This is a genomic window from Leisingera sp. JC1, assembly GCF_001679925.1.
Taxonomy (GTDB): Bacteria; Pseudomonadota; Alphaproteobacteria; order Rhodobacterales; family Rhodobacteraceae; genus Leisingera.
Genome location: NZ_LYUZ01000057.1, coordinates 93,904 through 110,842, shown reverse-complemented (window position 1 = coordinate 110,842; position 16,939 = coordinate 93,904). Strand labels below are relative to the sequence as shown.

The 16,939-nt window shown below is 63.3% G+C and carries 20 protein-coding genes; 4 read left to right on the top strand and 16 right to left on the bottom strand.

Annotation, left to right across the window (positions count from 1 at the left end):
- Together fahA and hmgA are read right to left on the bottom strand one after the other, a co-directional pair.
- A complete protein-coding gene (fahA, locus tag A9D60_RS06285; RefSeq protein WP_065266795.1) occupies positions 1–1,257 on the bottom strand; it encodes a fumarylacetoacetase in 1,257 nt (418 codons plus the stop codon).
- A gap of 105 nt (positions 1,258–1,362) precedes the next feature.
- Positions 1,363–2,718, bottom strand: a complete 1,356-nt coding sequence (gene hmgA, locus A9D60_RS06280; protein ID WP_065266794.1) for a homogentisate 1,2-dioxygenase — start codon at positions 2,716–2,718, stop codon at positions 1,363–1,365.
- Positions 2,719–2,789: 71 nt separating this feature from the next.
- Here hmgA and A9D60_RS06275 point away from each other — a divergent pair, with 71 nt between their 5' ends.
- Complete coding sequence (locus A9D60_RS06275; RefSeq protein ID WP_065266793.1) at positions 2,790–3,230, top strand: MarR family winged helix-turn-helix transcriptional regulator; 441 nt, start codon at positions 2,790–2,792, stop codon at positions 3,228–3,230.
- 51 nt (positions 3,231–3,281) lie between these two features.
- Complete coding sequence (locus tag A9D60_RS06270) at positions 3,282–4,514, top strand: adenylate/guanylate cyclase domain-containing protein (RefSeq protein WP_065266792.1); 1,233 nt, start codon at positions 3,282–3,284, stop codon at positions 4,512–4,514.
- A gap of 18 nt (positions 4,515–4,532) precedes the next feature.
- On the opposite strand, the gene A9D60_RS06265 is transcribed toward A9D60_RS06270, so the two are convergent.
- The 4 genes from A9D60_RS06265 to rplS all read right to left on the bottom strand — a co-directional run bounded on the left by A9D60_RS06265 (position 4,533) and on the right by rplS (position 8,242).
- Complete coding sequence (locus A9D60_RS06265; RefSeq protein ID WP_065266791.1) at positions 4,533–5,342, bottom strand: division plane positioning ATPase MipZ; 810 nt, start codon at positions 5,340–5,342, stop codon at positions 4,533–4,535.
- Positions 5,343–5,453: 111 nt separating this feature from the next.
- On the bottom strand, positions 5,454–7,520 hold the full coding sequence (locus A9D60_RS06260; RefSeq protein WP_065266790.1) for a DEAD/DEAH box helicase: 2,067 nt from the start codon (positions 7,518–7,520) through the stop codon (positions 5,454–5,456).
- 114 nt (positions 7,521–7,634) lie between these two features.
- Positions 7,635–7,856: a 50S ribosomal protein L31 gene (gene rpmE / locus A9D60_RS06255; RefSeq protein WP_039132115.1), complete on the bottom strand. Its 222-nt coding sequence runs from the start codon at positions 7,854–7,856 to the stop codon at positions 7,635–7,637.
- Positions 7,857–7,867: 11 nt separating this feature from the next.
- Entirely contained in the window at positions 7,868–8,242 is a 375-nt protein-coding gene (rplS, locus tag A9D60_RS06250; RefSeq protein WP_019296661.1) for a 50S ribosomal protein L19, read from the bottom strand.
- 394 nt (positions 8,243–8,636) lie between these two features.
- Between rplS and A9D60_RS06245 the strand changes: the two genes are divergently transcribed.
- A complete protein-coding gene (locus A9D60_RS06245) occupies positions 8,637–8,825 on the top strand; it encodes a hypothetical protein (RefSeq protein WP_065266789.1) in 189 nt (62 codons plus the stop codon).
- Here A9D60_RS06245 and A9D60_RS06240 read toward each other — a convergent pair.
- Together A9D60_RS06240 and trmD are read right to left on the bottom strand one after the other, a co-directional pair.
- On the bottom strand, positions 8,813–9,148 hold the full coding sequence (locus tag A9D60_RS06240; protein ID WP_065266829.1) for a YegP family protein: 336 nt from the start codon (positions 9,146–9,148) through the stop codon (positions 8,813–8,815). The two genes, A9D60_RS06245 and A9D60_RS06240, sit on opposite strands and share 13 nt — an antisense overlap.
- A gap of 106 nt (positions 9,149–9,254) precedes the next feature.
- Complete coding sequence (trmD, locus tag A9D60_RS06235) at positions 9,255–10,061, bottom strand: tRNA (guanosine(37)-N1)-methyltransferase TrmD (RefSeq protein WP_065266788.1); 807 nt, start codon at positions 10,059–10,061, stop codon at positions 9,255–9,257.
- Positions 10,062–10,117: 56 nt separating this feature from the next.
- Between trmD and A9D60_RS06230 the strand changes: the two genes are divergently transcribed.
- On the top strand, positions 10,118–11,161 hold the full coding sequence (locus tag A9D60_RS06230; protein WP_065266787.1) for an aminoglycoside phosphotransferase family protein: 1,044 nt from the start codon (positions 10,118–10,120) through the stop codon (positions 11,159–11,161).
- 9 nt (positions 11,162–11,170) lie between these two features.
- Here the strand turns inward: A9D60_RS06230 and rimM are convergent, their stop codons facing one another.
- The 8 genes from rimM to ffh form a co-directional block, all read right to left on the bottom strand.
- Positions 11,171–11,674 (bottom strand): ribosome maturation factor RimM, encoded by a 504-nt coding sequence (gene rimM, locus A9D60_RS06225; protein ID WP_065266786.1) that lies wholly within the window; start codon positions 11,672–11,674, stop codon positions 11,171–11,173.
- Between the two features lie 153 nt (positions 11,675–11,827).
- Positions 11,828–12,466: a 5,6-dimethylbenzimidazole synthase gene (gene bluB / locus A9D60_RS06220; RefSeq protein ID WP_065266785.1), complete on the bottom strand. Its 639-nt coding sequence runs from the start codon at positions 12,464–12,466 to the stop codon at positions 11,828–11,830.
- 4 nt (positions 12,467–12,470) lie between these two features.
- Positions 12,471–12,839, bottom strand: a complete 369-nt coding sequence (rpsP, locus tag A9D60_RS06215) for a 30S ribosomal protein S16 (RefSeq protein WP_019296654.1) — start codon at positions 12,837–12,839, stop codon at positions 12,471–12,473.
- A gap of 59 nt (positions 12,840–12,898) precedes the next feature.
- On the bottom strand, positions 12,899–13,207 hold the full coding sequence (locus tag A9D60_RS06210) for a chorismate mutase (protein WP_065266828.1): 309 nt from the start codon (positions 13,205–13,207) through the stop codon (positions 12,899–12,901).
- A 114-nt stretch (positions 13,208–13,321) separates the two neighbouring features.
- A complete protein-coding gene (locus tag A9D60_RS06205; RefSeq protein WP_065266784.1) occupies positions 13,322–13,924 on the bottom strand; it encodes a GNAT family N-acetyltransferase in 603 nt (200 codons plus the stop codon).
- 61 nt (positions 13,925–13,985) lie between these two features.
- Complete coding sequence (locus tag A9D60_RS06200) at positions 13,986–14,603, bottom strand: GNAT family N-acetyltransferase (RefSeq protein WP_083194112.1); 618 nt, start codon at positions 14,601–14,603, stop codon at positions 13,986–13,988.
- A gap of 95 nt (positions 14,604–14,698) precedes the next feature.
- On the bottom strand, positions 14,699–15,250 hold the full coding sequence (locus A9D60_RS06195) for a GNAT family N-acetyltransferase (RefSeq protein ID WP_065266783.1): 552 nt from the start codon (positions 15,248–15,250) through the stop codon (positions 14,699–14,701).
- Positions 15,251–15,253: 3 nt separating this feature from the next.
- Positions 15,254–16,777, bottom strand: a complete 1,524-nt coding sequence (gene ffh, locus A9D60_RS06190) for a signal recognition particle protein (RefSeq protein ID WP_065266782.1) — start codon at positions 16,775–16,777, stop codon at positions 15,254–15,256.
- Positions 16,778–16,939: the final 162 nt, after the last annotated feature.

Genomic DNA, 16,939 nt, shown 5'->3' with positions numbered 1-16,939 from the left:
TTATCTTGCGTAGGGGTCTTTAAGCGCAGGCAGCACGGTACCGGTGCAGTCGCCGAAGCCGATGGTGTAGCCGTCGCCCTTGGCCGCGCCTTTCAGGGTCAGCGTGTCGCCATCAGCGATGAAGGAGCGCTCCTCGCCGGTGTCCAGCGTCAGCGGCTCCTTGCCGCCCCAACTGAGTTCCAGCAGCGAGCCGCGGCTTTCCTTGGTGGGGCCGGAGATGGTGCCGGAGCCCAAGAGGTCGCCTGCGTTCATCGGGCAGCCCGCAGTGGTGTGATGCGCCAGCTGCTGCGCGGCGGAGTAGTACATCTCCTTGTAGTTGGTCCGCGCGATGGTGGTCGCCGCCTTGCCTTCCGGCGCCAGGGTCACTTCAAGGTCGATGTCATAGAGCATCGGCCCGCAGTCTTTCAGGTGGTCCAACAGTTCCACTTCGCGTTCCGGCGTGTCGCAGCGGAACGGCTCCAGCGCCGGCTTGGTCACGATCCAGGGAGAGATCGTGTTGGCAGTGGCCTTGGCCTGGAACGGACCCAGCGGCTGGTATTCCCAGGCCTGGATGTCACGCGCCGACCAGTCGTTCAGCAGCACATAGCCAAAGATGTTGTCATCCGCTTCCTGAACGGTGATCGGGCCATCGGAAGGGGTGCCGACAATCGCTCCCATTTCCAGCTCGATATCGAAGCGCGCGCAGGGCGCCCACCGCGGCTTGTCGTCGTTCGGGCCTTTCAGCTGGCCCCAGGGGCGGCGCACATCGGTGCCGGAAATCACGACCGAGGACGCACGGCCGTTATAGCCGATCGGGATATGCAGCCAGTTCGGCGGCAGCGCGTTTTCGGGGCCGCGGAACATGGTGCCGACATTAAAGGCGTGGTTTTTGCCTGCGTAGAAGTCGGTGTATTCGCTAACCGCAAAGGGCATGTGCAGCTCGGCATCGGCGGCGGCAACCAGCAGGGGCTCCACTTTCTCCTGCTCGGCGGCACCTTCGGACAGCAGCGCGGTCAAACGGTTGCGCAGCGCGGCCCAGACGGCGGGGCCTTCCTCCATCAGATCATTCCAGTAGGGCACGTCGAACAGCGGCGCATCGCCCAGCTGGACCAGACCGGCCTCCTCGGCGGCCTGCATGTCCAGGATCATGTCGCCGATGGCAACACCGCAGCGCGGGTCATCGCCCTCAACGGAAAATACACCATAAGGCAGGTTGTTCAGCGGGAACGGGTGGTTCGCATCATTGGCCGAGGCCACCCAGGATTTCAGCAGAGGCATAGTGTCTCCAGTTTCCGGATCCGAAGATCCTTTTCATCTTTCCGGAAATACTCCGGGGGTGAATGGGCCGGATCGGCCCAGAGGGGGCAGCGCCCCCTCACCGTTTCATTTCAGGCCGGGGGTGCCGTCGAACTTCTTCTCGATGTCGCTCCAGCAGTCGATATAGTCATCCTGCAGCGGCGCATCCTTGGCTGCAAAGGCAGTCAGGTGCTGCGGGAAGCGGGTCTCGAACATGAAGGACATGGTGTTGTCCAGCTTCTCCGGGCCGAGGTTGGAGTTGGACGCGCCCTCAAAGGCGTTCTTGTCCGGCCCGTGCGGCAGCATCATGTTGTGCAAGGACATGCCGCCCGGCACGAAGCCTTGCGGTTTGGCGTCATACTGGCCGTAGATATTGCCCATCAGCTCCGACATGATGTTCTTGTGGTACCACGGCGGGCGGAAGGTGTTTTCGGCCACCATCCAGCGCTCGCGGAACAGAACAAAGTCGATGTTCGCAGTGCCTGGCACGCCCGATGGCGCGGTCAGCACGGTAAAGATCGACGGGTCCGGATGGTCGAACAGGATCGCGCCGACGGGGCAATAAGTGGTCAGGTCGTACTTATAGGGTGCATAGTTGCCGTGCCAGGCGACCACATCCAGCGGCGAGTGTTCGATCTTGGTCTCGTGAAACTGGCCGCACCATTTGATGGTCACGGTCGACGGCACCTCGCGGTCCTCGAACGCCGCCACCGGCGCCTTGAAGTCGCGCGGGTTCGCCATGCAGTTGGCACCGATCGGGCCGCGGCCCGGCAGTTCGAACTTCTGGCCGTAGTTCTCGCAGACAAAGCCGCGGCAGGGGCCTTCCAGAACTTCCACCCGGTACACCAGCCCGCGCGGGATGATGGCAATCTCCTGCGGTGCTAGGTCGATGATGCCCAGCTCGGTCGCAAAGCGCAGGCGGCCCTCCTGCGGCACCACCAGCAGTTCGGAGTCGGCAGAGAAGAAATAACTGTCCGTCATCGACTCGGTGACCAGATAGATGTGGCTTGCCATGCCGACCTGAGTGTTCACGTCGCCCGCGGTGGTCATGGTGCGCATTCCGGTGAGCCAGGTCAGGCCCTCATCGCTATGCGGCACGGGATCCCAGCGGTACTGGCCCAGCGAAATCACGTCCGGATCAACGCAAGGGGCAGACTTCCAATGCGGCAGGTCGATTTTTTCATAGCGGTGCGAATGCTTGACTGAGGGGCGGAGGCGGTAGCACCAGGTCCGCTCCGGCACATCGGCGGTGAAGGCGGTGCCGCTCAGCTGTTCGCCGTAAAGGCCATAGTTGCACTTCTGCGGGCTGTTCATGCCCTGCGGCAGCGCACCGGGCAGCGCCTCGGTTTCAAAGTCGTTTGCAAAGCCGGGCATATAGCCCTCGTGCGGCCCCTGAAGAGAGGGGGCCTGGATCATTTCATGGGGATCGGCTGGCCGATTCATCGCGCGTTTCTCCTCTTGCTGCTTGCGGGATATTAGTTGTTTTTGTAACTAACAAGGGAGAGGGGACGAAAATGAACGAAAAAGATGATTTCGCTTTGCAGGATTTCCTGCCCTACCTGCTGAACCGCGCCGCCGAGGAAAGCTCGCTGGGGTTCCAGAAACACTACAAGAACCGATACGGGATGCTGCGCACCGAATGGCGGGTTCTGTTTCACCTGGGCAACTATGGCCAGATGACCGCCAAGGAGATCGGCAGCCGCGCCAAGATCCACAAGACAAAGATCAGCCGCGCGGTCGCCAAGCTGTCGGAAAAGCGGTTCGTGACCCGAACCCGCGATGAAAACGACCGCCGCTCAGAGCATCTGACGCTGACCCCAGCTGGGGAGGCCGCTTACAAAGACCTTCGTGAACATGCGCTGGAGTTCGACACAAGCATCTGCGCCCGCTTCACAACCGGCGAGGTTGCAATTTTGCGGTATATGCTGCGCAATTTAGCAGGGATTGAACCATAGACATTGTACTGCCCAGACCCCAGATAAAGCAGCGGGATTGAAGGTGAAGCGATGATACAGATTGATGTCAATTCGGGGCCGCTGATTGCCTGGCTGATGGAGCAGGGCCTGCACGGGGCGCCGCAAAAGGAGCTATTGCAAGGCTACTGTCAGCGACTGGTCGATGCGGGGGTGCCGCTGTGGCGGTTCCATTTKGCGCAGCGGGCGTTTCACCCTAAGTTCGGCGGCATCGGGTTTAATTGGACCCGGGCTGACGGCATCAGCCACCAGCACTACGAATATCAGGAATCCCCGCGCGAGGAATGGCTGCGCAGCCCGTTCTTCCACATTCTGGAGCATAATCTGGAAGAGTTCCGCGAGCGGCTGGAAGACAGTGCGCCGGAACAGTTTCCCTTGCTGCCGGAACTCCGTGAACGCGGGGCGACCGACTACTTCGCCAAGGGCGTGCGTTTTGCCCCGCCGGATGATGAGCCCAACGATCCGCGCCATCCCAGCGAGGGGATGCTGGTATCCTGGGCCTCTGACCGCCCCGGCGGGTTTTCCAGCCGTGAGCTTGACCTGATCCGCACAACCTTGCCGCATCTGGGACTGGCGCTGAAGTCTTCCTCTAACCGGCAGATGGCCAGTGACCTGCTGCAAGTGTACTTGGGGCGCGATGCCGGGCGCCGGGTCTTGTCCGGGGAAATCCAGCGCGGCTCCTCGCAGCAGATCGACGCGGTGATCTGCCTCTTTGATCTCAAAGGATTCACCCAGCTGGCAGAACGGCTGCCGGGAACGGAACTCATCGAGATGCTGAACGGCTATTTCGGGCTGGCGGTGGAAACCATCCAGGCGCATGGCGGCAACATTCTCAAGTTCATGGGCGACGGCATGCTGACCATGTTCAATCTGGGCAGTGTCGAGGAAGACGCCCACGCAGCGCTGGCCGCTGCCAATGAACTGTGCGGCAAGGTGCGCGCCTACAACACTGAACGGGAGGAGCAGGGCCTGCCGACCGCCGGCTTCACCCTGGCGCTGCACGCAGGCGACATCCTCTATGGCAATATCGGGGCGGAGAACCGGCTGGATTTCACTGTGATCGGCCAGGCGGTGAACCAGACCGCCCGGATTGCCGGTATGCACCGTTCTGTCGGCCAGAACATCATCATGTCCGAGGATGTGAAAACCGCGGCCCGGGGCACCAATCATGACCTGGTGTCCCTGGGCCGCTACATGCTGCGCGGCGTGGCAGAGCCGATGGAGCTCTACACGATCTACCGGGGCAATTGCGGCTGCGACAGCTAGGCGGCCGCTCTGCCGGGGTCAGAGGCTGATCTCGACCCCGGGCAGGTTCACTTCCTTCATCATGTCGCGCAGCTCCTGCCGGGCGGCGATGTTGGAAATGTTGAGCTGCTTGACGCCGATGTCCTTGAGATCCAGCAGCGTCAGGCCGCGCGGGAACAGCTCGCGGAAGATCACCCGCTCTGAAAAGCCCGGTGCGATGCGGAAGCCGATCCGCTTGGACAGCATCTTGATGGCGCGCTCCATCTTTTCCTTGTTGACCATGCGCTGGGTGCCGACCCGGTTGCGGATCACGATCCAGTCGATCGGCTTCAGCCCGGCCTGCGCCCGCAGCTGGCGGGCATTCCAGACCATTTCAGAGTAAACCGACGGTCCGGTGATGGTTTCACCCTTCTGGTCCACATGCGCCAGCAGGTCGAAATCGACAAAGCTGTCATTGAGCGGCGTGATCAGCGTATCGGCCAGCGAATGCGCTACCTGGCTGAGGCGGGTGTGCGAGCCGGGGCAGTCGATCAGAATGAAGTCATGGCCCGGCTCAAGCGCCGAGACCGCCGCCGAAAGGCGGTGGTCATAGATGTTTTCGCCCGGCTGAAGACTGGCCGCATCTATTTCCGGCAGTTCGTGGATTTCCACCATCGGCAAATCCAGGCCGGATTTGGCGCAAAACTCCTTGCGGTTCTCCAGGTAGCGCCCCATTGAGCGCTGCCGCAGATCCAGATCCAGCGCTGCTACCGTATGGCCGAGGCGGGCCAGGGTGGTTGCGACGTGCATGGAAACAGTCGATTTTCCCGCGCCGCCCTTCTCGTTACCGACGACAATGATATGCGCCATATACAGGTCCCTTCGCTCGTGCTTTGTTGCACGTCTCTTGCTTTGTGACCCTGTATAGGCTCTGGATTCCGCCAAGAAAAGCCGCGCGGACAGTCTGGTAAACTTAGTGTATCACCTGTGTTTTGCAGGACCCGCCGGCTTGCGCTTGGGACGGGCATCGCCGCCCTTGCCGCCCTTTGCGGACAGGGCTGCCGCAGCGCGGGCCTTGTTCTTCTTGCTGTTGGGCTTGCCGACCGGCGGTTTGGGGCCTTTGGCTTTGAACGGCTTGGCCGCGGGCGCGCCGGGCCGGGTCATGCGTTTGGACGGATCCGATGCGCCTTTGGGCTTGGCGGTTACCGCAGGCTTGGGCTTGCTGGGGCGGGCGTCGCTGCGCGGTTCGCGGCGTTCTTCCCGGGCCGGTTTGTCTTTCCACTCCTTGCGCGGTGGACGGCTGTCCTCGGAGCGCTCGGATTTGGCGCGATAAGGCTTGGAGCTTTCTTCCTTGTTGCGGTAGGGCTTCGGGCCGTCGTCCTTGCCGCGGTGCGGCTTGGGCTTGCGGTCGCCCTTGAAGCCGCCTTTCGGCCCGCCGGGTCCGCGGCGCGGGGCAGGGGCCAGTTCCGGGGCTTCGGCCAACTGCGTCAGTACGGCGCCCGGCTCCAGCTCGGTCTTGCCGTCCAGCGCCTTCAGGAAGCCCTCAACCGCGCCTTCGCTGATCTCGGCAAAGGTCTCGTTGTCCTGCACCCGGATCGCCCCAATGGCGTCGCGGTCGATGTTACCGGCCTTGCACAGCATTGGCAGTACCTTGCGCGGGTCGGCACCGGCTTCGCGGCCGCCCGACAGGGAGAACCAGACGGAGGGGCCAAAGGCTTTGCGCTCCTTACGCTCCTTGCGCGGCTCCGGCGTGTCTGCGGGGCGCAGGTCTTCAGGTGCCGAGTGGCGGCTGCGGAACAGGCGCAGATAGGTTGCGGCGATCTGCTCGGGTGTGAATGTGTCCAGCAGGGTCTGAACGCCAGCCTGCTCGTTTTCCGCAACCGGCTCCTGCCAGACCGGATCGGCCAGCATCCGCTCTTCGTCGCGTGCCAGCACGTCATCGGCAGACGGCGCTTCGCAATGCTCGGCGGTCAGCTTGGCCCATTTCAGCAAACGCAACGCCTTGGAGCGTGCCTTGGGCGGCGCGATCAGGGCGCTGACGCCCTTGCGGCCCGCGCGGCCCGTCCGGCCGGAGCGGTGCAGCAGGGTTTCGTGGTTCGAGGGCAGCTCCGCATGGACCACCAGCTCCAGACCCGGCAGGTCGATGCCGCGTGCGGCCACATCGGTGGCCACGCAAACGCGGGCACGCCCGTCGCGCATCGCCTGCAGCGCATGGCTGCGCTCGGTCTGGGACAGCTCGCCGGACAGGGTCACCACCGGCAACCCGCGGTTGGTCAGGCGCGCCGCCAGACGGTTCACGGCAGCGCGGGTGTTGGCAAAGACAATGGAGCTGGGCGCCTCATAGTAGCGCAGCACGTTGATAATGGCGTTTTCCGCGTCCGCTTGTGCCACGCTCATCAGGCGGTATTCGATATCCGCATGCTGCTTGGTCTCGCCCGCGGTCTTGATCCGCATCGCATCGCGCTGGAAGGTCTCGGCCAGGCTGGCGATTGCCGGCGGCACGGTGGCGGAGAACAAGAGGGTGCGGCGGTCTTCGGGTGCTTCGCCCAAGATGAATTCCAGATCCTCGCGGAAACCGAGGTCCAGCATCTCGTCGGCCTCGTCCAGCACCACGCCGCGCACCTGGCTGAGGTCGATGGAGCCGCGTGCGATGTGGTCGCGCAGACGGCCCGGAGTGGCCGCCACGATATGGGCGCCGCGTTCCAGCGCCCGGCGCTCATCGCGCATGTCCATGCCTCCCACGCAGGAGGCAATCCGTGCGCCTGCCTCGCGGTAGAGCCAGCCCAGTTCGTGTTTCACCTGCAGAGCCAGTTCGCGGGTGGGGGCAATCACCAGCGCCAGCGGCGCCGCGGCCTCGCCGAACGCCTCGTCGTCACCCAGCAGATCCTGGGCCAGAGCCAGGCCAAAGCCGACGGTCTTGCCCGATCCGGTCTGTGCAGACACCAGCAGGTCGCGCCCTTCCACGTCGGGCTGGGTCACAGCCTCCTGCACTTGGGTCAGGGTTTCATATCCGCGCTCTTGCAGTGCGTTGGCCAGGGCTTGTTTCACGAGGGGGCTGTCTTTCCCGCAGGGCGCGCATCCGGCCCCAGCGTCAGGAGAAAAAGAAAGAAGGCTGCCCGTCCGGGGCAGCCTTCGGGAGTTCTGCAAAATACGGCAGGCGGCTTAGAAGCCCAGGCCTTCGTATTTCTTCTTGAACTTGGACACGCGGCCGCCGGCGTCCAGCAGGCGCGAGGTACCGCCGGTCCAGGCCGGGTGCACGGTCGGGTCGATGTCCAGGGCCAGCTGATCACCCTCGGAGCCCCAGGTGGAGCGCATCTTGATGATGGTGCCGTCGGTCATTTTGACGTCGATGAAGTGGTAATCGGGATGGGTGTCTTTTTTCATGATACCGCTCCTCAGGCTTTCTTGGGCTTGTAGTTCGCATCTTCTGCGATACGGGCCGACTTACCGCGGCGGGCGCGCAGGTAGTACAGCTTGGCGCGGCGGACACGGCCGCGGCGCACCACTTCGATCGAGTCGATGTTGGTCGAGAACAGCGGGAACACACGCTCCACGCCTTCGCCGAACGAAATCTTGCGGACGGTGAACGAACCGGCAATGCCCGAGCCGTTCTTGCGGCTGATGCAAACGCCTTCGTACATCTGCACGCGCGAACGCGAGCCTTCGGTCACCTTGTAGCCGACACGGATGGTGTCACCGGCTTTGAAGTCGGGGATCTCTTTCCCCAGGGCGGCGATCTGTTCCGCCTCCAGCTGTGCGATCAGGTCCATCGCAACTCTCCTAAATTGCCTGCGGTTCACTCCGCAGAGGTTTGTGCCGTCATGAGAGCTCCTGGTCTTCACCGGGTCCCGCCAAAGGCAGCCCGCCAGAGATCACGCCGTCTGTTCCTTGCTGCTGGCGGGCTGGATCCTGAGGGAAACCGAAGAAGATTTCCGGGGCTGATCCAACAGCCAGCGGCCCGGGGCCGATTCCCGGCACCAGACGAGCGGCTTTTAGGCCTGCCGCGCCAATGTTTCAAGGGAATTCTGCGGCCGCACTCCGGATCGCAACCGGTGAATTCGTATTGGTCGGTTGCGGGTCAGCGGTTACCGTCTAAACACATTGGTTCACGCTGCGGGAGGAAAACCCGGCCGACGGGCGTGGCTCGCCAAGGAGGGAAACAGCATGCCATTCAAAAAAACGGACATTTTCTACAGCGGACAAAGCTATAAGGCGGAATTGCAGAAGAATTCAAAAAGGCCGGATGCCACACCGGTGGATTTATGCTTGCGGGTGCGGGAAACCAGAAAGGCCAGCCTGTTCAGACAGACCGGCCCCTGCGGTGAAAGGTCTGGTGCGGATCAGGCGGTCTGATCGTCGATGGCTGCATCCGGCGCGTTCTTCTTGACCGACTCGATGCCGCCATCCCGGCCAGAGGCGCTGGCATAGCTTTGCGAGGTGCCGATCACCTGGCCGTTGGTGGCCTTGAGGTTGAACATGTGCTTTCCGGCCGCGGTTTCCTTGCGCTCATAGCGCGCATCATCGCCAGCGTTCTTCTTGACCGACGCAATACCGTTCTCGGCGCTGGCCTTCTGCTTGTAGCCTTCGCTGGCCAGAATGTTCTCGCCGTTGCCTGCCTTCAGGCGGAAGCGGAATTCGCCTGCGTTGTCAGTGTAGAGTTCAAATTTCCCAGCCACCCTGCTGTCTCCTGTCATTTAACTTATGCAGGAAGAGTAAAGCATGGGTTTTCCATTGCGGCAACGGCCTGCCCGGGGGAAAAGCCAAGCTGACGCATCACTTGCGCTAGGCCTTGCCGCGGTCCTTTGCGCGGACATAGGCCTCCCACAGGTCGGGGCGGCGGGCCTTGGTGATTTCTTCGCTCATCTCGTGCCGCCACTCGGCGATCTTGCCGTGGTGGCCGGACATCAGCACATCCGGGATTTCACGGTCCTTCCATTCGGCGGGGCGGGTGTATTGCGGATGTTCCAGTAGGCCGGAGGAGAAGCTCTCCTCCTCGGTCGACGCGTGGTTGCCCAGAACCCCCGGAATCAGCCGCACGGTGGCGTCTATCAGTGCCTGCGCCGCCAGCTCGCCGCCGGTCATCACAAAGTCCCCCAGCGAGACCTCCTGAATGCCGTAGTGTTCCAGCACCCGTTCGTCGACGCCTTCGAACCGCCCGCAGAGAAGGGTGATGCCGTCGCATTGGGCAAAATTGTGCATCATCTGCTGGTTCATCGGCCGCCCGCGCGGGGTCAGGTAGACCAGTGGCCAGTTGCCGCGGGTGCCCGCCATCGTGTGTTCGATCGCTTCACCCAGCACATCAGCGCGCAGCACCATGCCGGCCCCGCCGCCGGCGGGCGTGTCGTCCACATTGCGGTGCTTGCCAACACCAAACTCGCGCAGGTCCGTTGTTTCCAGTTGCCAAAGCCCCTCCTGCAGCGCCTTGCCTGTCAGGCTTTCGCCCAGTACACCGGGAAAGGCCGCAGGGAAGAGGGTGATGATCTTGGCCTTCCAGACGCCGGCCAAATCCGGCGTCGGGGTCATCAGCTCACGCGGCTTCAGGGTCGGGCGGATGGCTTTGCGGCCATGGGATTTGCTTGGTGCTGTCATAATGATGCTGTTTAGTTCAGTCAGATTTTCACGCAATACAAAGCTTAGGTGTTTGGATGAATTCAGAAAGGCCGCCTGCGACGCCGGATCGCGATCCGGATGCGGTCCTGGCGGAGGTGCAGACCCGCACCCAGGCGCTTTGGCCTCAGGCGGCAGCAGCTGCAGGGTTGCCTGAAGAAGGGGCAAAGTTCCGCAGACTGTTGTCCAACCGCCGTCTGGAGCACAGCCGGTGCGTTCTGGAAGTGAATACTGCAGACCGCCAGCGTTTTGTGTTGCGGGCCGACTTCGGAGCGGAGAATCCGGAACGGCTGGCAAAAGTGCTGGAGTGTCACAGGCAAGCTGCCAGAAAACTGGAGCCGGTGCCGGGTGTATCAGTGCCGGGCCTTTTGTGGCAGGACCCGCAAAAGCCCTTTGTGCTGATGGAGTTTGTCCCCGGAGAAACGGCCTACCGTTCTCTCGCCCTGACGGATTATGGCTTTGGTGACAGAGCCGATATTCTGAACCGGATTGGCCGTGCGGTAGCCGAATTGCACAGGGTATCAGGCGCGGGCCAGAAGCAGTTCTGGCCGAAGCCTTTCTTAATGACGGTTTCGGATCAGGCGGAAGCCGTGCGTCAGGGGCGGCTTCAATTACCCAAACCCAACAGGTTTCTGGGGCTGTGCGCACATTTGCACCGGGCTGCACGGCGCGCGCGGGGATGCGAGTTCCGCAGTGCAGTGGCGCATGGAGATTTGCATCTGCGCAATATCATCCTGTCCGATCATGATGTTTCGTTTATTGATTTCCTGAACCACAAGGCCGTTTCCCCGCAACGCGACATTGCCAGTATCTGGCTGTCAAACTGCCCGGAGCATTTGGCTGCGGAAGACAGTGTCCCGGGGTTCGGGCTGGTGGCCCAAGCTGATTGGGCGGCTTTTGAAGAAGGTTATGGCGCCGGACTGACAGGCGATCCGGTTTTCCGTTTCTTCTTTGCCTGGCGATTGTTCCGGCTTTGGCTCAGCCTAGGGGGCAAACCGCCCGAGGAGCGCGTGAAGACCCAAATGGTAGCCGACTGGTCGGCGCGGGTTCTGGATGCCCTTCTGGCGGATGAGGCAGACTGACCTGTCGTCTCAGAACAGCCCTTCGGGCGGGTCGGCGATGATGCGCCGTTGGGTGAGATCCACGGTTGGCACCGCTTCCAGGGTGAAGGGCAGCAGCACCGTGGCCTTGAGGCCGGGGCCGTGGATTTCCAGCAGGTCGGCGGCGCCGTGGTTCTGCACCGACTTCACGGTGCCTAGCAGGGTGCCGCCAGTATCGTAAACCTCCAGCCCGATCAGGTCAGCGTGGTAGAACTCATCATCCGGCAATTGCGGCAGCTGATCGCGGCGGGCAAACAGGCGCAGGCCCTTGATGGCGTCTGCGTCCTCCTTGGTTTCCACACCGCCCAGCAGCGCGGCAAAGCCGTTTTTGATCGGGCGGGTGATGGTCAGGGAGTAGGTCTTGGACCCGTCCTCGTTGCTCAGCGGCGAGTAGTCCTCGATCTCCTCAGGGATGGCACAGAAGCTCTTGAGCCGCACCTCGCCTCGCACCCCGAAGGATCCGGAAATGGCGCCTACGCAGATCAGATCGCTCATGGTGTCAGTCCTTTGCACAGAACCCCGCGCGCAGCCATTGGCCGCCGGATTGTTCGCAGAGTTCCACTTGGTGGTTGCGTTCAAAGAAGATGCCCGCGGTAAAGGCCACTGCAACAAAAAACACAAGCCTTATCAACCGTCCCATGGGCGGTCTCAGCGGGTTTCGAGCGGCAGATCCGCCATCCGGCTTTCCCAGCCGGTTTCTTCCAGTTCCGGCGTGTCAGACAGCCGTTCCGGGTAGCCGATGCAGAAGTAACCGATCAGCTGCCAGCCCTCGGGCGCATTCAGGTCGCGGTTCAACTGCTCCGGGTCCAGTACCGAAACCCAGCCGAGCCCAAGGCCTTCGGCGCGAAGCGCCAGCCAGAACAGGGTGATGGCAGTAACCACTGAATAGCGGCGCATCTCCGGCATGGTCGCAGCGCCCAGGCCGTGGCCCTGTGCGGTCTCGTCATCGCAGTAGATGGCCAGCTGCACCGGGGCGTCGCGCATGCCGGAGAGTTTGAGTCCGGCATAAATTTCCGCACGCTCACCGGAATATCCGGCCAGCGCTTCGGCATTGGCGGCTTCGAAATTCTTCAAGGCGGCGGCGCGGGCGGTTTCGCTTTCCACCCGCAGGATGCGCCAGGGTTCGCTCAGGCCCACGGAGGGGGCGAGCGGAATGGCAGAGAGGCAGCGCATCAGCACTGCCTCTTCCACCGGATCGCTGCGGAACCGGCGCACGTCGCGCCGGAGCCGCATCAGCAGATCAAGCTGGCTGCGGAACTCTTCGGGAAAAGCGCCCCGCAGCTCCACGGAATTATTCCGCGTCTGCAGCTGCTTCGGCGGCTTCTGCAGCCTTTGCAGCTTTCTCTTCTGCGCGCTCCTGGGCTTTCTTGCCCGGGGTGCCTTTTTTCGGGTTGCTGCGCTCGGCCTTGGCGCGGACGCCTGCGGCTTCCAGCATGCGGGCGATACGGTCGGTCGGCTGCGCGCCCTGGTCCAGCCAGTGCTGCACGCGCTCCAGGTCCATTTTCACGCGGTCTTCCGAATCTTTCGGCAGCAGCGGGTTGTAGGTGCCCAGCTTCTCGATGAAGCGGCCGTCGCGCGGCATGCGGCTGTCAGCAGCCACGATGCGGTAGAAGGGGCGTTTTTTGGAGCCGCCGCGGGCCAAACGGATTTTCATTGCCATGGGTACATCTCCTTTGATGGCGTTGTCCGGGGTATGCCCCGGTTGTCCTGTTGTCGTTGTTATTCTTGGTGTTTCTTGTGGTGGCGGATGACTTCACCGATGATGAAGTTCAGGAATGCCTTGGCGAATTCAGGGTCCAGATCGGCCTGTTGCGCCAGGTCTTCGAGCCGTGCGATCTGGGCCGCTTCGCGGGTCGGATCGGACGGGGGAAGGTCGTGTTCGGCCTTGAGCCGGCCCACCGCCTGGGTGTGCTTGAACCGCTCGCCCAGAGTGTAGACGAGGATTGCATCCAGGCGGTCGATGCTTTCGCGGTGGCCCTTCAGCAGCGCGGCTGCGCGGGCAACGGGGTCTTGGGTATCTGTTGTCATCGGGGTCTCCGCAATGCAGCAGGCCAGGGTGTCATCAAGGGGGTGCCAGGCGTGCACCGGCTGTGCACCACCTGTGCACCGCCGCAGCGCAGCATCCGGGAAATCGCGCGCAGTTCAGTCAATGGCCCAGCCCTCCGGCTTGAAGAGCGGATCGGCGTAATGGCTGATTTCCATGTCGATCCCATGCGCAATCTGGCTGTCCTTCAGGGCGTCCGGCGCGGGGTGGCGGTAGACGGCATCGTTGCCGTCGATGGTGGCGGCACCATGATCCTTGGCGGCGCCGAGCCGTTCCGCGAGCCGGATCGAGTCGAGATTCTTGGGGTCGATATAGCTGACCGCCGTCTCCCAGCCCAGTTCGGAATAGAAATACCGCCGGGCGGCATGGGTAGCCTCCAGCGCGTAGCCCTTGCCTGCGGCATCAGGCCAGATGATCCAGGCGATCTCGCGCTCGGGCCAGCCTGCGGGCTGCCAGCCGCCGGCCATGCCGTAGGTCTCGCCGCTGGCCTTGTCGTGGATCATCCACATGCCGAAGCCGCGCACCTGCCAGTGGCCGATCTCGGCGGCATAAAGCATCCAGGCCTCGTAAGGATTGAGCGGCCCGCCCATGAAGCGCGAGCGGTAGGAGCTGAAGGTGGCCTTGAAGTCAGGATAATCCTGCGCTTCGGGGCCGCGCAGCTCCAGGCGGCGGGTTTCGATCACCGGGATGTCAAACGGCATCAGCGCGCTCCTTCCTGCGGAAGGGCGCGGCGGCGCCGGGATATGAAAGCAACGGCGCGCATCAGTGCAAAAGCCCCCGCGCGTGATGCGGGCTGGAGCTGCGGCCCGGCGGCGAGTGACGCCAGCAGCGCAGACCAGGTGCGGGCTGCAGCGGGAAAGAAACCAGCCGTTCCGGCTGGGCGCCGGCGCGGCGGGCCAGGGCGATGGATGCGGTGTTTTCTTCCGGCACGTAGGAGACGATGGTATCCCAGCCGGCCGCGTTGAACAGCCAGTCCAGCACGCATTGCACGGCTTCGCTGGCATAGCCCTTGCCCTCGCCGGTTTCCATCAGGTGCCAGGACAGTTCCGGTTCCGGCCATCCCTTGGGGAACCAGGGGCCGACCAGGCCGACGGTGCTGCCGGTGCTGCGCTCCACCACGGCAAACAGGCCGTAGCCGTGCAGGTGCCAATGGCCGATGATGGTGGCAATCGACCACCACAGCGAATCGGCATCATCCGCAACATTGATGAAACGCGGGGAGTCCGGTGCCAGGAAAGCGGCCTGGGCGTCAAACTCCGGATCCGCCGGAGAAATCAGCATCAGCCGCTTGGAAACCAGCCGTGGATACCGCCGTTGCGCGTCTTTCATATCGTACCCCATTGCCCGGGCGGCAGGCCGCCCGGCGTCTTTTTCACCCATCCGGTGAAGGAGTATCGATGAGACTGCGTAATTTTCCGTTAAACCGGGTGCGGCGCAGACGGCGGTGCCCAGGGGAGCGGCGAACTGACGGGAGGTCATGCGTAAGCCTCCATCCCGCCGTCGCAAGGCGCCTCGGGGGCAGGGTGGCGGTAGACCAGCTCACGCCCGTGCTTGGGGTTGTCGAATTCAGCTTCGAACACCGCGCCCAGCCGTTCGGCCAGCGCCACCGAGCGGGTGTTGCCCGGAAAGATGTTGGAGCACAGTGCGGGCAGGCCCATTACCTCATAGGCGTGGGTGCGGGCGGCCAGTGCGGCCTCTGCCATGATGCCGCGGCCTTCGCCGGCCGGAAAGGCGACCCAGCCCAGCTCGGGCTCCGGCCAGCCTTCGGGCTGCCAGACGCCGGTGATGCCAAGCGGCTCGCCGGTCTGCTTGCAGGTGATGGTCCAGAAGCCGAAGCCGCGCATCGCCCAGTGGCCCACCGACATGGTGAACCAGCGCCAGGCCTCGTTGCGGTCCAACGGCCCGCCAAATCCCCAGGAGCGTGCTTCATCCGCGAAGAACGCTGCCACCGGCCCGAAGTCCGACGCCTCCGGTCCGCGCAGGACCAGGCGTTCGGTTTCTAGCTGAGGGATGGCGGGGAGCTGCATGGCTTACTTCTTCTTGCCAAAACCGCTGAGGCCAGCGGGCAGGCCCATGCCGCCGCCGAGGCCGGGGAGGCCGCCGGGCAGGCCGCCCTTGCCGCCCATTGCCTTGGCCGCGGCTTCCAGCGCTTTCGGGTCCATCGCCGAAGGGTCCAGGCCGCCCATATCGGGCATGCCGCCGCCCTTGCCGAACATGCCCTTCATGGCCTGTTTCAGCATCTTGCCTTTGCCCATCTTGCCCATCTTCTTCATCACATCGGCCATCTGCCGGTGCATCTTCAGAAGCTTGTTGAGGTCGGAGACCTCCATGCCGGAACCGGCCGCGATGCGTTTCTTGCGGGAGGCCTGCAGCAGGGCGGGGTTGGCGCGTTCCTTCTTGGTCATCGACTGGATCATGGCGATCTGGCGCTTCAGCACCTTGTCGTCCATGCCCGAATCCTGCACCTGCTTGGCCATTTTGCCCATGCCGGGCATCATCTGCATCATGCCCTCCATGCCGCCCATCTGGAGCATCTGTTCAAGCTGCATCTTCAGGTCGTTCATGTTGAACTGACCCTTCATCATGCGCTTCATCATCTTCTCGGCCTGTTCGGCCTCGATGGTTTCCTGGGCCTTCTCGACCAGCGCCACGATGTCGCCCATGCCGAGGATGCGGCCGGCGATGCGGTCTGCCTCGAAGGTTTCCAGCGCGTCCATCTTCTCGCCCAGGCCGACAAAGCGGATCGGCTTGCCGGTGACGGCGCGCATCGACAGGGCGGCGCCGCCGCGGCCGTCGCCGTCCATCCGGGTGAGGACCACGCCGCTGATGCCGATCTTGGCGTCGAATTCCTCGGCCACCTCGACGGCGACCTGGCCGGTCAGGCCATCGACCACCAGCAGGGTCTCGCGCGGGGAGACCACGTTGCGGACGTCCTCGACCTCCTGCATCAGGGTCTCGTCGATGTGCAGGCGGCCGGCGGTGTCCAGCATGTAGACGTCATAGCCGCCCAGGGTTGCCTGCTGCTTGGCGCGCTTGGCGATGTCGACGGGTTTCTGGCCGGGCACGATGGGCAGGGTGTCGACGCCGATCTGGGTGCCGAGGACCGCCAGCTGGTCCATCGCCGCCGGGCGATAGACGTCGAGCGAGGCCATCAGGACCTTCTTGCCCTCTTTTTCCTTCAGCCGTTTCGCCAGCTTGCCGGTGGTGGTGGTCTTACCGGAGCCCTGCAGGCCGACCATCAGGACGGGGGCGGGCGGGTTGTCGACCTTGAGCTTGCCGGGATCCTCGTCGCCGCGCAGCACGTCGACCAGCGCGTCGTGCACGATCTTGACGACCTGCTGACCCGGGGTCACGGATTTGGTGACGGCCTGGCCAGTGGCCTGTTCCTGCACCTTCTTGACGAAGTCGCGGGCAACCGGCAGCGAGACGTCGGCTTCCAGCAGGGCCACGCGGACCTCGCGCAGGGCGGATTTGACGTCTTCCTCGTTCAGGGCGCCCTGTTTGGTCAGCCGGTCAAAGACGCCGGAAAGGCGTTCGGATAGATTTTCAAACATGCCTGCGGCCTCCTAATGCCGGTTTCAACGTGTGGCGCCCCCGTATGTAGGGGACAAGCGAACCATGCGCAAATGCCCGCCGGTCCTGGTGTCAGTCGTGGGGGCAAACCAAACGAGTTTGCCCCCACGGGCGTAACACGCTGGTGGGGGGCGATCCCTGGC

Coding starts and splice junctions, on each gene's coding strand:
- fahA (WP_065266795.1), bottom strand. CDS start 1,257: ATGCCTCTGCTGAAATCCTGGGTGGCCTCGGCCAATGATGCGAACCAC.
- A9D60_RS06200 (WP_083194112.1), bottom strand. CDS start 14,603: ATGGGTGAAAAAGACGCCGGGCGGCCTGCCGCCCGGGCAATGGGGTAC.
- A9D60_RS06245 (WP_065266789.1), top strand. CDS start 8,637: ATGCCATTCAAAAAAACGGACATTTTCTACAGCGGACAAAGCTATAAG.
- A9D60_RS06275 (WP_065266793.1), top strand. CDS start 2,790: ATGAACGAAAAAGATGATTTCGCTTTGCAGGATTTCCTGCCCTACCTG.
- A9D60_RS06230 (WP_065266787.1), top strand. CDS start 10,118: ATGAATTCAGAAAGGCCGCCTGCGACGCCGGATCGCGATCCGGATGCG.
- A9D60_RS06265 (WP_065266791.1), bottom strand. CDS start 5,342: ATGGCGCATATCATTGTCGTCGGTAACGAGAAGGGCGGCGCGGGAAAA.
- rplS (WP_019296661.1), bottom strand. CDS start 8,242: ATGGACCTGATCGCACAGCTGGAGGCGGAACAGATCGCCGCCCTGGGG.
- trmD (WP_065266788.1), bottom strand. CDS start 10,061: ATGACAGCACCAAGCAAATCCCATGGCCGCAAAGCCATCCGCCCGACC.
- ffh (WP_065266782.1), bottom strand. CDS start 16,777: ATGTTTGAAAATCTATCCGAACGCCTTTCCGGCGTCTTTGACCGGCTG.
- A9D60_RS06205 (WP_065266784.1), bottom strand. CDS start 13,924: ATGCCGTTTGACATCCCGGTGATCGAAACCCGCCGCCTGGAGCTGCGC.
- A9D60_RS06210 (WP_065266828.1), bottom strand. CDS start 13,207: ATGACAACAGATACCCAAGACCCCGTTGCCCGCGCAGCCGCGCTGCTG.
- rpmE (WP_039132115.1), bottom strand. CDS start 7,856: ATGAAAAAAGACACCCATCCCGATTACCACTTCATCGACGTCAAAATG.
- rimM (WP_065266786.1), bottom strand. CDS start 11,674: ATGAGCGATCTGATCTGCGTAGGCGCCATTTCCGGATCCTTCGGGGTG.
- hmgA (WP_065266794.1), bottom strand. CDS start 2,718: ATGAATCGGCCAGCCGATCCCCATGAAATGATCCAGGCCCCCTCTCTT.
- A9D60_RS06195 (WP_065266783.1), bottom strand. CDS start 15,250: ATGCAGCTCCCCGCCATCCCTCAGCTAGAAACCGAACGCCTGGTCCTG.
- rpsP (WP_019296654.1), bottom strand. CDS start 12,839: ATGGCAATGAAAATCCGTTTGGCCCGCGGCGGCTCCAAAAAACGCCCC.